This window comes from Avibacterium paragallinarum, from assembly GCF_900450705.1.
Taxonomy (GTDB): domain Bacteria; phylum Pseudomonadota; class Gammaproteobacteria; order Enterobacterales; family Pasteurellaceae; genus Avibacterium; species Avibacterium paragallinarum.
This window is the reverse complement of record NZ_UGHK01000001.1, coordinates 155767-171575: the sequence shown is the minus strand read 5'-3', so window position 1 is coordinate 171575 and position 15809 is coordinate 155767. Positions and strand designations below refer to the sequence as shown.

At 40.3% G+C, this 15809-nt stretch carries 15 protein-coding genes and 1 pseudogene; 4 read left to right on the top strand and 12 right to left on the bottom strand.

Annotated features, from left to right (window positions below):
* Positions 1–13: 13 nt before the first annotated feature.
* A complete protein-coding gene (locus DXZ23_RS01045) occupies positions 14–817 on the bottom strand; it encodes an ABC transporter permease (RefSeq protein WP_017806926.1) in 804 nt (267 codons plus the stop codon).
* Positions 818–963: 146 nt separating this feature from the next.
* Positions 964–2805 (bottom strand): translational GTPase TypA, encoded by a 1842-nt coding sequence (gene typA, locus DXZ23_RS01040; RefSeq protein WP_035695624.1) that lies wholly within the window; start codon positions 2803–2805, stop codon positions 964–966.
* Positions 2806–3148: 343 nt separating this feature from the next.
* On the opposite strand from typA, the gene glnA reads away from it, so the two are divergent.
* The gene (gene glnA / locus DXZ23_RS01035; protein ID WP_017806925.1) at positions 3149–4564 is read left to right on the top strand and encodes a glutamate--ammonia ligase; all 1416 of its coding nucleotides are present in this window, start codon (positions 3149–3151) and stop codon (positions 4562–4564) included.
* A gap of 62 nt (positions 4565–4626) precedes the next feature.
* Here glnA and DXZ23_RS01030 read toward each other — a convergent pair.
* The 9 genes and pseudogenes from DXZ23_RS01030 to DXZ23_RS00990 all read right to left on the bottom strand — a co-directional run.
* Positions 4627–4758, bottom strand: a pseudogene (locus tag DXZ23_RS01030) (IS3 family transposase); the annotation flags it as partial.
* 241 nt (positions 4759–4999) lie between these two features.
* Positions 5000–6154 carry a methionine adenosyltransferase gene (gene metK, locus DXZ23_RS01025; protein WP_017806924.1) on the bottom strand — a complete coding sequence of 385 codons (1155 nt, stop codon included), beginning with the start codon at positions 6152–6154 and terminating at the stop codon, positions 5000–5002.
* Between the two features lie 311 nt (positions 6155–6465).
* A complete protein-coding gene (gene lnt / locus DXZ23_RS01020; RefSeq protein WP_017806923.1) occupies positions 6466–8004 on the bottom strand; it encodes an apolipoprotein N-acyltransferase in 1539 nt (512 codons plus the stop codon).
* Positions 8001–8903 carry a CNNM family magnesium/cobalt transport protein CorC gene (corC, locus tag DXZ23_RS01015; protein ID WP_017806922.1) on the bottom strand — a complete coding sequence of 301 codons (903 nt, stop codon included), beginning with the start codon at positions 8901–8903 and terminating at the stop codon, positions 8001–8003. Before corC ends, lnt begins: the two co-directional genes overlap by 4 nt.
* 126 nt (positions 8904–9029) lie before the next feature.
* Positions 9030–9707: an arginine ABC transporter permease ArtM gene (gene artM / locus DXZ23_RS01010; RefSeq protein ID WP_017806921.1), complete on the bottom strand. Its 678-nt coding sequence runs from the start codon at positions 9705–9707 to the stop codon at positions 9030–9032.
* Positions 9707–10378 (bottom strand): arginine ABC transporter permease ArtQ, encoded by a 672-nt coding sequence (artQ, locus tag DXZ23_RS01005; protein ID WP_017806920.1) that lies wholly within the window; start codon positions 10376–10378, stop codon positions 9707–9709. Before artQ ends, artM begins: the two co-directional genes overlap by 1 nt.
* Before the next feature lie 5 nt (positions 10379–10383).
* Positions 10384–11106, bottom strand: coding sequence for a transporter substrate-binding domain-containing protein (locus DXZ23_RS01000; protein ID WP_017806919.1), 723 nt, complete (start codon positions 11104–11106; stop codon positions 10384–10386).
* 11 nt (positions 11107–11117) lie between these two features.
* The gene (gene artP / locus DXZ23_RS00995) at positions 11118–11855 is read right to left on the bottom strand and encodes an arginine ABC transporter ATP-binding protein ArtP (protein ID WP_017806918.1); all 738 of its coding nucleotides are present in this window, start codon (positions 11853–11855) and stop codon (positions 11118–11120) included.
* A gap of 115 nt (positions 11856–11970) precedes the next feature.
* On the bottom strand, positions 11971–13029 hold the full coding sequence (locus DXZ23_RS00990; RefSeq protein WP_017806917.1) for an AI-2E family transporter: 1059 nt from the start codon (positions 13027–13029) through the stop codon (positions 11971–11973).
* 79 nt (positions 13030–13108) lie between these two features.
* Between DXZ23_RS00990 and arsC the strand changes: the two genes are divergently transcribed.
* From arsC to DXZ23_RS00975, 3 genes are all read left to right on the top strand, one after another.
* The gene (gene arsC, locus DXZ23_RS00985) at positions 13109–13459 is read left to right on the top strand and encodes an arsenate reductase (glutaredoxin) (RefSeq protein ID WP_017806916.1); all 351 of its coding nucleotides are present in this window, start codon (positions 13109–13111) and stop codon (positions 13457–13459) included.
* Positions 13460–13521: 62 nt separating this feature from the next.
* A complete protein-coding gene (locus DXZ23_RS00980; RefSeq protein WP_021723786.1) occupies positions 13522–13833 on the top strand; it encodes an alternative ribosome-rescue factor A in 312 nt (103 codons plus the stop codon).
* The gene (locus DXZ23_RS00975) at positions 13805–14098 is read left to right on the top strand and encodes a DUF5377 domain-containing protein (RefSeq protein ID WP_017806914.1); all 294 of its coding nucleotides are present in this window, start codon (positions 13805–13807) and stop codon (positions 14096–14098) included. The genes DXZ23_RS00980 and DXZ23_RS00975 overlap by 29 nt, the downstream gene beginning before the upstream one ends.
* A 157-nt stretch (positions 14099–14255) precedes the next feature.
* Here DXZ23_RS00975 and ffh read toward each other — a convergent pair whose 3' ends face one another.
* The gene (ffh, locus tag DXZ23_RS00970) at positions 14256–15641 is read right to left on the bottom strand and encodes a signal recognition particle protein (protein ID WP_017806913.1); all 1386 of its coding nucleotides are present in this window, start codon (positions 15639–15641) and stop codon (positions 14256–14258) included.
* Between the last annotated feature and the right edge of the window lie 168 nt (positions 15642–15809).

The window sequence follows — 15809 nt, the reverse complement described above, 5'->3', positions numbered from 1 at the left end:
CACCCCCTATTAATTATAACCAATAAGTAATTCGTTTAAGTTTTTTGGCAAAAATAAGTAAAGCAATTCCATTTCCAATAATTGCTGTTAATAAAGCACTTACCCAATAGAAAGTTGATGGTATTACACCTAATAGAGGTTGTCTAATTAGATCTAATAGCGTAGCTAGGAAGTTAAGATGAACGAGTAATTGCTTAGATGCTGATAACATAGAAGGATCCCAAATAACTGGTGTAATAAAAAACAACAACTGTACAATGCTGTTAATAATCGGAGACATATCTCTAAATCTAGCACAGAATATAGATAGGCATAAGCCAATCCAAAATAAATTTAGAGTGACTAGAAAAATGCCAAGTATTACAAATAGAAAGTTAATATTAATAGGCTTCCAAAATATTAACATTACTAATGGATAAATAATCAGATTATGGCAGAAAACAATCAGTTGTCGATAAATAACCCTAAAAATAAAAATAGAAAATGAAATTTTTATTTGTTTCAAGTAATTTGCACTTTCTTGGAACGTATTTGTAAACTCATTGATCGATGAAGCAAGTAACCCCCACGTAATGATTCCTAAAGCTAGTCTAGGGAAGAAATCATTAATCGGCATTCCGAAAAATGAAGCGTACAAAGGTGCCATTGCACCAATAGTAATGGTCATACTTAACGTAATCCACAAAGGACCTAAGGTCGATCTTCGATACCGGTTAAGGATATCATTCCAAGCTAAAGCACGCCAAAAATAATTATTTTTTAAGGACAACCGAATGTCATCTATAGCCTCAGATAATTGTTCAGTAATGTTTTTCATTCTTTTATAGCCTATTATCGATATTATATCTTCGATATTTTTTAGTCTAAATCTATTATTTTGCTCATTAATAAATAAGTCTAATAAAATAACTTTAGCGAAGTTACACCCCAGAAAATCTCCGAGGTGCGTTGAATATATAAATATTATATATTACTTGTTGTGCGATTTGCACGTTTGCGTTCCATTTCAGTGAGTAGTTTCTTACGAATACGCACTGAAGTTGGGGTTACTTCCACTAATTCATCGTCATCAATAAATTCAATAGCTTGTTCAAGGGTGAAACGTACAGGGGGAGTTAATGCAATGGCATCGTCTTTTCCTGAAGCACGCATATTGGTGAGTTTTTTCCCTTGTAAACAGTTTACTGTTAAATCGTTTGAACGGCTGTGAATACCAATAATTTGCCCTTCATACACTTCTACACCGTGATCGATCATTAATTTACCACGCTCTTGTAATCCCCAAAGGGCATAAGCAAGTGCTTTGCCAGTGCCGTTTGAAATCAGCACGCCATTTTTACGCTGACCGATTTCACCTAGTTTAACGTCATCATAATGGCTGAATGTGGAGTAAAGTAGCCCTGTACCTGAAGTCATCGTCATAAATTCATTACGGAAGCCAATTAATCCACGGCTTGGGATAACGTATTCTAAACGGGTACGCCCTTTGCCATCAGGGATCATATCTTTCACTTCTCCTTTGCGGATACCTAAGGCTTCCATTACCGCCCCTTGATGTTGTTCTTCAATATCAATGGTAACTTGCTCGAACGGCTCTTGTTTATGCCCGTTTTCTTCTTTAAAAATAACTTTCGGACGAGAAACCGCCAATTCATAGCCTTCACGACGCATATTTTCAATTAATACGGAAAGGTGAAGCTCACCACGTCCTGAAACGCGGAATTCATCAGGGTTTTGCGTTTCTTCCACACGCAATGCCACGTTATGCACGAGTTCTTTGTTTAAACGCTCTAAAATTTGGCGTGAAGTGACGAATTTCCCTTCTTTACCGCAGAATGGCGAGGTGTTTACGCAGAAGAACATGGTTACGGTTGGTTCATCAACACTCAAGGCAGGTAAGGCCTCCACGTTATTAATATCGCAAATGGTATCGGAAATATTGAGTTCACCTAAGCCTGTGATTGCCACAATATCACCCGCTTGTGCGAGATCTTCTTCGTAACGTTGCAAACCTAAATGCCCCAATACTTGTCCAATTTTACCGTTGCGGGTTTTACCTTCGCTATCAATAATAGTAACGGTTTGATTTGGTTTTACTGTGCCACGTTTAATGCGTCCAATGCCGATTACGCCTACATAATTGCTGTAATCAAGCTGTGAAATTTGCATTTGGAATGGGGCATCTAATTCCACTTTTGGTGGCTCGACGTATTTTACGATGGCTTCAAATAATGGAGTCATATCTTCAGCGAGATCTTCGTGTTCAAGCCCTGCCACGCCGTTTAAGGCGGAAGCATAGATAATCGGGAAATCTAATTGTTCATCAGTTGCACCAAGATTGACGAAAAGATCGAAAACTTGATCCACCACCCAGTCAGGGCGTGCACCTAGTCTGTCCACTTTATTAATGACGACGATCGGTTTTAATCCGTGTGCAAAGGCTTTTTGTGTTACAAAACGGGTTTGTGGCATTGGGCCATCAAAGGCATCAACCACTAATAGCACACTGTCCACCATTGAAAGTACGCGTTCAACTTCCCCGCCGAAGTCGGCGTGTCCGGGGGTATCTACAATATTTATGCGGTAATCATTCCAGTTAATGGCAGTATTTTTTGCAAGAATAGTAATGCCACGCTCTTTTTCTAGATCGTTGGAATCCATTACGCGTTCGTCTGCGTCTGAGCGGCTGGCTTCTAGCGTGCCAGATTGTTGTAAAAGTTTATCAACGAGGGTGGTTTTTCCGTGGTCAACGTGAGCGATAATTGCGATATTACGCAATTTATTTATATCAATGGTTTCTGTCATTTGTTTGTCAATTTGTGATTTGTGTAAATGTAATTGTCGGCACATTTGTGCGAAGACTACTCGAAAGGTCGCAGATTATACAACGTTTTACTGATGGTCGCTACTAATAATGATTATAGAAGAAGACAAGCTTGCATTAGAAATTATTTACTCAAAGGGTCGATATATTAAAAATTTTATAAAGTGCGGTGTTAAAAATTGAGGTTTTTTTTTCTTTTGTTTGATATAAATTAAAATTTTTAAAATACCCTTGAAATTTGTAAGTGATGTGATATTTTAACTCTGTGCTTTATCATACACAACATCTAAATTCTAACAATCATTATTTTAAGAGGATTATCTTATGTCAAATGAAGCCGTAGCGAATGTATTTAAACTTATTGAAGAGAATGATATTAAATTTGTTCTTCTTCGCTTTACCGACATCAAAGGTAAAGAACATGGTGTGTCTATCCCAGTAAGCTTAATTGATGAAGACTTATTTGAAGATGGTAAAATGTTCGATGGATCATCAGTGGAAGGTTGGAAAGCCATTAATAAAGCCGATATGCTTTTAATGCCAATCGCCGAAACCGCTGTTGTTGATCCTTTCGCACAAATTCCTACCTTATCGCTCCGTTGCAGTATCTATGAACCAACCACAATGCAAAGCTATGATCGCGACCCGCGTTCGATCGCAATTCGTGCGGAAAATTATATGCGTTCAACGGGCGTCGCTGATGATGTTTTCTTTGGTCCAGAACCAGAGTTTTTCTTATTTGATGACGTGCGTTTTGGCTCAGCAATGAATGGTAACTCTTATGTGGTTGATGACATCGAAGCCTCTTGGAACACCAACAAAGCCTACGAAGGCGGCAATAATGGTTATCGCCCATTAACTAAAGGGGGATACTGTGCCGTTGCTCCAAATGACACCGCACACGACATTCGTTCTGAAATGTGCTTAATCTTAGAAGAGCTAGGCTTAGTGGTTGAAGCACATCACCACGAAGTGGCAACGGCTGGGCAAAACGAAATCGCCACGAGATTTAACTCGCTCACCTTAAAAGCGGATGAAACCCAAATTTACAAATATGTAGTACAAAATGTTGCCTTAGAACACGGTAAAACCGCGTGCTTTATGCCAAAACCAATCACAGGCGATAACGGCTCTGGAATGCACTGTAATATGTCGTTAAGTAAAGACGGCAAAAATATCTTCCAAGGGGATAAATACGCAGGACTTTCAGAAACCGCACTTTACTACATCGGCGGAATTATCAAACACGCAAAAGCGTTAAATGCCTTTACCAACCCATCAACAAACTCGTATAAACGTTTAGTTCCGGGTTTTGAAGCACCAGTGTTATTGGCTTATTCAGCAAGTAACCGCTCAGCATCTATCCGTATTCCAGCGGTAACTAGCCCGAAAGCGATCCGTATCGAAGCACGCTTCCCAGATCCATTGGCAAACCCATATTTAGCTTTCTCTGCATTATTAATGGCAGGCTTAGACGGTATTATCAACAAAATTCACCCAGGTGATGCAATGGATAAAAACCTCTATGATTTACCACCAGAAGAATTAAAAGAAATTCCAGCAGTGGCAGGCTCATTAGAAGAAGCCTTAAATGCCTTAGAACAAGATTATGAATTCTTAACTAAAGGCGGCGTGTTCAGTAAAGATTTTGTGGATGCTTTTATTGCAATGAAACGAAAAGAAGTTGAACGCTTAAATATGACTCCGCATCCAGTGGAATTTGAAATGTATTATGCCTAATTTCTAGTTAGCCTATGAAAAGAGCGATGAAAATCCTCTGACTTCAAAAAATTAGATGTTTTTTAATTCAAGGACTGAGTGCTGTATTCTGCGGGGCTTAGTCCTTTCAATTTTACTTGAATACGTTTATGGTTGTAATAATGAATGTATTTATGTAGCGTTTCCTTAAGTTTCTCGAAGGTTTTAAACCGCTTTTTGTTTACAACTTAATGCGACTAAATTATTGATTTTCCTTTGCTCTATCAGTTTTAGCCGTGGGGAATAAAGAAATAAATAGGTTGTTACGAAGATGCTCTTCAAAACGACAAAAGAGAAATCAATGGAACAATGCGGAAACCCAAGCAGAAGTTGATGAACTCAATCATCAACCTCGGAAATGTGTAGTTTGGCGAATACCTTATACAAGGTACTGCTCTTGGTGCGAGAATTTGAGAATTATTTTAACCCAGCAGCCGAACGCAATTCTGCGGCACGATCGGTTTTTTCCCACGGGAATTGTTCGCGGCCAAAGTGTCCGTAGGCGGCGGTTTGGCGGTAAATCGGTTGGATTAAATCTAACATTTTGATTAAGCCATAAGGGCGTAAATCGAAAAACTCTCGAACTAAATTTACCAATAATTCGTTGCTCACTTTGCCCGTGCCAAAGGTTTCCACCATAATTGAAGTAGGTTCTGCCACGCCGATAGCATAAGAAAGTTGGATTTCGCAACGATCTGCCAAGCCAGCGGCAACAATATTTTTCGCCACATAGCGAGCAGCGTAGGCGGCTGAGCGATCCACTTTTGACGGATCTTTACCCGAGAACGCACCACCGCCGTGGCGTGCTGCACCGCCGTAGGTGTCCACAATAATTTTACGTCCTGTTAAGCCACAATCGCCCATTGGGCCGCCAATCACAAAACGTCCTGTTGGATTGATGAAATATTTGGTGTCTTTACCGAGCCATTCGCTTGGCAACACAGGCTTGATGATTTCTTCCATCACGCCTTCATAAATCTCTTGCTGGCTTACGTTGTCGGCGTGCTGAGTGGAAAGCACCACTGCATCAATGCCCACAATTTTGTCGTTCTCATATTTTAGCGTTACTTGGCTTTTCGCATCAGGACGCAACCAAGGCAATGTGCCGTTTTTACGCACTTGTGCTTGACGTTCCATTAAGCGGTGCGCGTAAGTAATCGCCGCAGGCATTAGCACTTCGGTTTCGTTAGTTGCATAGCCGAACATAATGCCTTGATCGCCTGCCCCTTGATCGAGTGGGCTTTCGCGATCCACCCCTTGATTAATGTCGGAAGATTGTTTGCCAATGGCGTTTAACACCGCACAAGAATGGCCATCAAAGCCCATATCAGAGTGCTTATAACCAATATCACAAATTACTTGGCGGGTAAGATTTTCAATGTCCACCCAAGCTGAAGTGGTGATTTCACCGCCCACAAGCGCCATACCTGTTTTTACATAGGTTTCACAGGCCACGCGGGCTTTCGGATCTTGTTTTAAAATTTCGTCTAACACCGCGTCAGAAATCTGATCGGCAATTTTATCTGGGTGTCCTTCTGATACGGATTCAGAAGTAAATAAATATGATGACATAGCTTTCCTCAAAATAAATTCATTGATTGTCGTCAGTTTAAAATTCGTGCCAGCCTCGCTGAATGGCTCTCATTCCATATCAACATTGCTCCGAAAGTATCACAACGCGTACGGTTAAGCGAAGAAGCCCTGATGAAAGTGAGAGAAGTTGAGCGATAGATGTTTTGGCGTCTAGACGGCTATAATACACTTTTTCGTTTAGAATACAAGCGAAGCGGGAAGATTTTCCTGATACGTTCCTAATACGTTAAAGTGCGGTGTAAAATTTGAATGTTTTTTCCACCGCACTTTATTTTAAAAATAGGGTCATTTTATGACCGAACTTTTATCACCCAACGCCAAATAGCATAATGTGCCAAACGGAAGCACAGCAACAAAAGACACAATAAATATAATGGCATATCACCAAATTGAGCGTAAGGGGTTTTGCCTTTTGTCGGGGCGATGCGTTGCGTTAATGTGGTTTCGGTGAATTGTGGAGCTTGTGCAATTATCTTGCCTTTTTCATCAATAAAGGCGGTAATCCCCGTGCTGGTCGCCCGAATTTCGGGTTTGCCTAGCTCTAACGCTCGCATTCTCGCCATTTGCAAATGTTGCCAAGGCCCAATGCTATCACCGAACCACGCGTCATTTGAGATAGTCAGAAGAAAATCCGTTTGTGCGGTGAGATTTTTTTGCACTTGCGAACCAAAAATAATTTCATAACAAATCGCGGGGGTGAATTTCCGCTGTTTGGCAAGGAAAGGCGGCTGCACCGCGTCCCCCGCTTGAAAGGCGGACATCGGCAAATTAAACACCGATCCCAATGGTCGCAACAGGCTTTCCAATGGCACATATTCACCAAATGGCACGAGATGATGCTTATTATAACGGTTTGGTGTTTCCTCGTTATAAGGCAAATCGGGATTGCCTAAGTTAATGATCGAATTAAATAATTTGCCTTTTTGCCAATCTTGATAAATCGTGCCGATCATTACTTCTGTCCCCGCTTCGCGTGCTGCTTGTTGCAAAGAAAGCAGAAAAGGCTGAATTTGATTTTCAAACGTGGGGAATGCGGCTTCGGGCAAAATAATTAAATCAGTTTTGCCTAAATGCTGGTTAATTAGCTTGACATAAGTACCGATAATTTGTTGTAAATATTGTGCGTCCCATTTGAGTTCTTGTTGTACATTGCCCTGCACCAAGGTAATGCGGAGGGCTTTTTCTGGCTCGGTTTTGACATAATTCGCCGAACTTGACCACATCGCCAATCCGCTAATCAACAATAATAAACCGCTGTGGCTGAATAACAACGCCCATTTTTTGGGCTTTTGAAACGCAGTAAAAATAAGCTGAAAAATGACCGCACTTACCCACATCACAAAAAATGTTAGCCCTTGCACACCAAAAATCGGAGCAAGTCCTGAGAATGGGCTGTCGATTTGCGTATAGCCAAATTGTAACCACGGAAACCCCGTAAACAGCCAGCCGCGTAAAAATTCAGTGAATGTCCAAAGCACAGGGTAAAGTGCGAGATGCTGAACGTGAAAACGCTGTATCAGGTAGGCAAACAGAGTGGGAAATAACGCTAAGTAGGCTGCCAACAGCCCTACCAAAACATAGCTGAGCCATAACGGTGAGCCGCCAAATTGGTGAATGCTGACGTGCAACCAGCTTACGCCAATAGCGAAAAAGCTTAGCCCCCATAAAAAGGCGGCGAAAAGTGCGGTGTGTTTTGGCGAAGTTTTTATTACACACAGCAAGCCGAGCAAGGAAACATAGGCAACGCCCCAATAATTAAAGGGGGAAAAGGCAAGCACGCCTAGGCTTCCCGATAAGATCGCAATGAGATAGGTGAAGAAAGGCTTCATTGAACGCTCTCGTTATTTTCTTCCTGATTTTCGATCTGCTCAAGGTACTCATCAGGCACGGTAACACGCAACTGAATCACGCGACGACTGTCGGCGGAGGTAACCTTAAAATGCAGATGTTCAAGGGTGATTTCTTCCCCACGTTTCGGCAAATGCCCGAAGGCTTGCATCACTACGCCGCCGATGGTGTCCACTTCTTCATCGGCAAAATGGGTATGGAATTGCTGGTTGAAATCCTCAATATCTGTTAAGGCTCGCACTGCGTAAGTATGGCGGGAAAGCTGGCGAATATCCGCGATGTCTTCTTCATCAAATTCGTCTTCAATATCGCCGACAATTTGCTCCAAAATATCTTCAATGGTAACCAAGCCCGACACTGCACCAAATTCGTCCACCACAATCGCCATATGAAAACGCTCTGAGCGGAAATCTTTCAGCATTCGATCCACCCGCTTACTTTCAGGCACGATCACCACAGGGCGAAGCAAAGCGAGAAGTTCAAATTCTTCCGCATTAGAACGCAAAAATTTCAGCAAATCTTTGGCGTGCAAAATGCCCGCGATGTTGTCTTTTTCATCAGTAATCACGGGGAAGCGGGAGTGAGCGCTTTCGATAATGGTTTCCAAGCAAGAATCTAAATCCTGATCCGCTTCAATAAAAACGATTTGTGAGCGGGGGATCATAATATCCCGTACGCGTAACTCGGCGATCTCCATCACGCCCTCGATCATCTCACGGGTGTCTTGATCGATAAGTTCATTCTGCTCGGAATCGCGGATCACCTCCACCAATTCCTCCCGATTTTTCAACTCCCCTTGGAAAAATCGCCCAAATAGGGATTGCAAAAAGCTCTTTTTGCTCGAGGTTTCTAAACTCGAATTCTGGCTATCGTCGCCCATTGTGTATCTCTTATATTTACTGTTAATAGAAAGTATCTTGACTATCAGATCAAAAGTTAGTCACTCGATGAGAGAATTGATTCTATCAAGCCATCAAATAGAATGCCATTACCGTCTATGTCTATTCTAGGATTTCTCTAATCGTTCAAAAACAAGTACTTTATTTTCTAATTTTCGGAGTAATAAAGTAGTAATTCCAGTGATAACTAAATAAATTATACCTGCAATCCCATAAATGGTTAGAGCATCATATTCTGTACCATAAAGTTGTCGAGCATACCCCATAATATCAAGGAGTGTGATCGTTGAAGCAAGAGAGGTCCCTTTAAAAACCAAGATAATCTCATTACTATAAGAAGGCAATGCACGCTTTAAAGCATAAGGAATAAGGATTTTCAATGTTTGCCATCGACTCATTCCTAAGGCAGCACAGCTTTCCCACTGTCCTTTGGGGATTGCTTTTACCGCACCATAAAATAATTGTGTAGAATAAGCCGCACTATTTAAGGCAAGTGTGAGCATTGCACAGAACCACGCATTAGAGAGAAGTGACCAAGCTGGGCTTTGTACTATCCATTGAAACTGACCAGGTCCATAATAGATCAGAAAAAACTGGACTAAAAGTGGTGTACCTGTAAACAAAGTAAGGAAGATATTGACTGCACTTTTTAATACCTTATTTTCCATCGCTAAGATAAATGTTAAAGCAATAGCGAGAATGAAAGCAACAAGAAGTGCTGCGACAGTGAGTAATAAGCTAGTTGGTATCCCTTGAGCAATAGTGATGAAATAATCGTGAATCATTATTCCACTCCTCTTTCAAAACGGGTAAAACGCCACTCTAATTTACGAATTAATATTTGGCTAATAAGCGTGATCAGCAAATACATCAACGCTGCAAAACCATACCAAGTAAAAGGTTCGTGGGTACGAGTATTGATAAGTTCTGCTTGACGCATTAGATCGTGAACACCAATTAAAGAAACTAATGCAGTATCTTTTAAAAGTACTAACCATTGATTACTTAAGCCGGGTAATGCGTGTCGCCATACTTGTGGCATAATGATATGTATAAAGGTATAACTGCGACTTAAACCAAGTGCCGCACCAGACTCCCATTGCCCTGAAGGAATTGCTTGAATGGCCCCACGCAATGATTGTGAGGCATAAGCGGCAAAAATAATGGATAATGCGAGTACGCCACAAAAGAATGGACTCAGTTCTAAATACTTACCCGTAATAAATTCCAATACTTCAGGAATACCAAAGTAAATCAGGAAAACAACAAGGATCTCCGGCAATCCTCTCAAAAGCGTAATTATGATGGCACTTGGCTTATGTACGCATTGCCATTTACTCATTTCTAGGCTGACAAATATTAATGCTAAAACTAGCCCAAGTAATAATGAACACACCGCCAACCCTAAGGTCATCAGGGTTGCGGTGTACATTAAAGGAAGATAATCAACAAACATAGGGATTATTTAGTCATCCATTTGTCATAAATTTTTTGATATTCGCCGTTTGCTTTAATAGCTTCAATACCTTTATTTAAGCTATTTACCAAGTCTGTATTTGATTTATTTACGGCAATACCAAGTCCGTTATTAAAGTAACGTTTATCGGTAATACGCTCGCCAATAAAAGTGAGTTCTGGATTTTTTTCAAACATATCACGCAATACATCAGTATCACCAAAGATCAAATCAATACGCCCATTTTTTAAATCAAGAACGGCATCTTGTAAGCTGGCATAAGATTTTGTGGTGTACTGTTTTGTTTCCGCATTGGCATATTGTTGATAGGTTGTCCCATTTTGCACACCGATTGTTTTTGCTGTGCTGAGATCAGCTTTGCCTTTTACGGCAATAAAGCTCGCTGAGCTTTCATAATAAGGTACAGTAAATGCCACTTGTTTGGCTCTTGCCTCTGTAATATCAATGGCAGAAATCGCTGCATCAAAGCCACGGCCTTTAATTAAGCTTGGAATTAACGCATCAAAAGCTTGGCTTTTAAAATGACAAGTTGCGTCAATTTCCTTACAAATTGCATTAGCAATATCTACATCAAAGCCTACAATATCCCCTTTTGCATCAGTTGATTCAAAAGGTGGGTAACTTGGCTCCATTGCAAACGTAATATCTTGTGCTTGAACCATCATTGCAGAACTTGCTAAGAGTGTCGTTAAAAATAATTTTTTCATTGTATTGTTCCTTAATGTGAATGAGATAGATATTGTTTAAATTGTTCAGTTTTGGGTTGGAGGAAACAATTTGCGTCCCCCATTTCGATAATACGGCCTTTTTCCATATACACTACTTTAGTCGCCACTTTTTGTGCTACTGAAACCTCGTGTGTTACGATCACCTGTGTAATACCTGTTTGTTGTAATTCTTGAATAATAGCAACAACTTGAGCAGTGATTTCTGGATCTAATGCGGCGGTTGGTTCATCAAAAAGTAATACTTGCGGTTTCATCATTAAAGCACGAGCAATCGCCACGCGTTGTTGTTGCCCCCCTGATAGATGAAGAGGAAAACGCTCAGCAAAAGTATCTAAACGTAAACGAGAAAGCAGCTCAAGTGCCTGCTTCTTCGCAGCTTCTTTATTTAAACCTAACACTTTTACTGGGGCTTCAATTAAATTTTCGATGACTGTTAGATGCGGCCATAAATTGTACTGTTGGAAAACCATTCCTACATCTTGCCGTAATTGACGCATTTGTTTTGGATTCGCCTTTGCTTGAGATAGATCGAATTTATTATTGGCGATGATGAGTTCTCCTGATTTTGGCACTTCTAACAAATTTAAGGTTCGAATTAATGTACTTTTTCCTGCTCCACTTGGCCCCAATAAAACCACAGTGTCACCATCTTCCGCTGTGAGGTTTATATCAAACAACGCTTGCGATGAACCGTAGAAAAAATTCAAATTTTTTACACTAATAGTCATTTTTATGATAGATCTCTGTCTTTGTAAAATTGCAATAATATTAATGTTTATTGCATAAATATGCAAATAAAAAGATTAAAAATTTCTACCGCACTTTAAAAATTCCCTGATATCTCTACGCATTTTCATCAGAAGGCCAAGAGTGAACAACGGCTTTCACCAACGTTGCGAGCGGAATGGCAAAAAATACGCCCCAAAATCCCCATAGCCCACCAAAAATGAGAACGGCGATGATGATTGTTAAAGGATTGAGATTCACTGCTTCAGAGAATAGGAATGGAACTAATAAGTTACCATCTAGGATTTGGCTTACCACATAAGCTGTCATTAATGACCAAAAAGTTGAGCCAATACCAAATTGCGACATCGCGACAAGTCCTACAGGAATACTAACAAGCACAGCACCTACATAAGGCACTAATACAGAAAGCCCTACGGCAACTGCGAGTAACAAAGCGTAACGTAGATCAAAAAAGAGAAAAATTGCATAACTAATCACGCCCACAACAACAATTTCAATAATTTTACCGCGGATATAGTTGGCAATTTGTTTTTGCATCTCTTGCCACACTTGATCGGCGAGTTTGCGATTGCGTGGTAAAAATCGACTAATATAAGCCATTAATTCTTGTTTATCTTTTAAAAGGAAAAAAACCATCAGTGGTACAAGGAAAGCGTAAATCCCCAAACTCACCAAACTAATAATGGAAGAAATTGAAAGTTTTAGGGCTGATTCACCAAAACCTAAAATTTTACTTTTTACACCGGTAAAGAAGCCATCGATCATTTGATAATCCACGACTTCTGGATAATGCTCAGGCAAGGAAAGGAGCCAATCATTAAAGGAATTGAACATATGAGGCAATTCGCTAAACAAATTAATAGTCTGGCTAATTAACGTCGGAATAAGCACAAGAGCCACAATGAGTACGATGCCAACAAAGCCACCCAAAACAAAAATTGTGGCAAGTAATCGAGGAAATTTTAATTTCTCATTAAGCAGGCGAATTGGCATTTCTAATAAATACGCTAAAACAATAGCCACTAATAATGGTGCGAGTAAATCACTAAAAAAATAAATCGCAATAAACCCGAATAACAAAATAGCAAGCAACGCCATTGCTTGCGGATCGCTAAATCGGCGTTTATACCAATTTTTTAACATTTCAAACATAAAACTTCCTTTTGATAGCAATTTTGTGCCGATTATAAGGTAAAATTAGCCAAATTTATATTTACAGAAGGAATTTTCTATGACCATCAAAATTTACCACAATCCTCGTTGCTCCAAAAGCCGTGAAACCCTTGCTCTATTACAGCAACAAGGCATAAATCCCGAAATTGAGCTTTATTTAGAGCAACAATATTCCGTAGATTTTTTGCAACAGTTAGCCCAAAAACTGCAACTCAATACTGTACGAGAAATGATGAGAACGAAAGATGATTTATACCGCACTTTACAATTGGATAATCCTGTCTTGACGGAAACACAGCTACTTGAAGCGATCTCACAACATTCTGCCTTGCTTGAACGACCGATTGTGGTAAATGGCGAAAAAGCTAAAATTGGTCGCCCTCCAGAAAGTGTTTTAGCAATTTTATAATTTCTCAGCTATAATAATGCCCGCCCAAGATAGGGCATTATTTTTAACGATATTGAGAGGCAATGATGAAAAAGAAAAAATCTTTTACCCCCGTTGCTGATGCAAAAGGGTGTACCATCTATCTACACAATAAAGGTGTAATCCAAGATAACGCAATTCAGGCTTTATTGTCAGATAAATTATTTCGTCAGCGAATTGAAAAAAAACGAAAAGGTAAAGGTAGCTATCAACGTAACGAAAAACATCGAGGAAAAATTTTTGAAAAGCCCGATTATAAAATTTTTGATAACAAAGGTTTTATAATCGGGTTTTTCTTAATTAAAGTTGTAATGAGAGGATATTATGATGTCAATAAAAACAGAGCGTTTATTTAGTAACGAATGGAATGTGCGAATTAGCGATCCCGGTGAGGAAGGGGCAAATAGCCATTTTTTTGAAAAAATCTATATCACCCTAGATGCCCATATTGAAGGTGGAAAAATCACTTATGAATTTACGCGTAAAGTTGAAGATCAAGTAAAAATAAATAGAACATTCAGTGAATTAACAGAATTATTTAAATTTTTAGGCGACTATCTTGACCCTATAGCTTTGGGAATGTTAGGCGTAAGAATTGGTCATCTAAATATGCATATTTAATGTTTCAAATAATTCACTAACATCAATCTGCACACAAATAAGATACAGATAACCTACTATCATTATATTATGTGCAGATTTCACAAAGGGTTATTCTAGTTAACTATACTAACAATTATATTACTTCCTTATATTTGGAATCATCAGTATTTACCCACTAACGCTTGAATAATCCCCCAAGACCACCTAAGCCGCCCATTCCGCCCATCATTCCTTTCATACTTCGCATCATTTTACCCATTCCACCTTTACGCATTTTTTTCATCATACGTTGCATTTCGTCAAATTGTTTGAGCAATTTATTAACATCTTGCACTTGCGTACCTGAGCCAAGGGAGATACGGCGGCGGCGTGAGCCTTTGATGATTTCAGGTTTGGCACGCTCTTTTAAGGTCATTGAATTGATAATGGCTTCCATTTTGATGAACATTTTATCGTCCATTTGATTTTTAACGTGATCGGGGAGGTTTTTCGCCCCTGGAAGTTTTTCCAACATAGTCATCATTCCGCCCATTTTTTTCATTTCAACGAGCTGATCGCGGAAATCTTCCAAAGTGAAGTCATCGCCTTTTTGGAATTTTTTCGCCATTTTTTCCGCTTTTTCTTGATCCACAGAACGTTGTAGATCTTCGATGAGCGAAAGCACATCCCCCATTCCTAAAATGCGTGAAGCCACACGATCAGGGTGGAAAGGCTCAAGGGCGTCAGTTTTTTCCCCAACCCCTAGGAATTTAATCGGTTTGCCGGTGATTTGTCGAATAGAAAGTGCCGCACCGCCGCGCGCATCACCGTCCACTTTGGTGAGAATCACGCCAGTAAGTGGGAGGGCTTCGTTAAAGGCTTTTGCGGTATTGGCTGCATCTTGCCCTGTCATTGCGTCCACCGTGAAAAGGGTTTCCACAGGGTTAAGTGCGGTGTGAATTTTTTGGATTTCTTCCATCATTTCGCTATCAACGTGCAAGCGACCTGCGGTATCCACAATCAACACATCGTAGAACTTGAGCTTGGCTTCGGCAAGAGCGGCTTGTGTAATTTCAACGGGATTTTGCTCGCTACTTGAAGGGAAAAAATCCACGCCTACGGCTTGGGCAAGGGTTTCAAGCTGTTTGATCGCCGCAGGGCGATACACGTCCGCCGACACCACCATCACTTTCTTTTTCTGACGTTCACTCAAGAATTTGGCTAATTTCCCTACGCTGGTAGTTTTCCCCGCCCCTTGTAAACCCGCCATTAGGATCACCGCTGGTGGCTGAGTGGCAAGATTTAGGCTTTCATTCGCTTCACCCATCGCTTTTTCAAGCTCAGACTGCACGATTTTGAGAAATTCTTGCCCAGGGGTAAGGCTACGATTGACTTCTTCACCAATCGCACGTTCTTTCACTTTGTTGATAAACTCACGCACCACAGGCAAGGCAACGTCCGCTTCGAGCAATGCCATTCGCACTTCACGCAGGGTGTCTTTAATATTGTCTTCAGTTAAACGCCCTTTCCCCGTAATGTTACGCAGGGTTTTAGACAGGCGGTCAGAAAGGTTTTCAAACATTGTTTATCCTAAATTTGGTTGGATTGTGGTCGCTTGATTGCAAAATAATACGACGTTGGTTTGCCTTGTGTTATTTTGAGAAACGACGTAAAGAAAAAATTGCTTCAATTATACTGAAATCCCACAGATTTTCATCATTTGAAAGAAATTTATAGCGATTTTACCTCC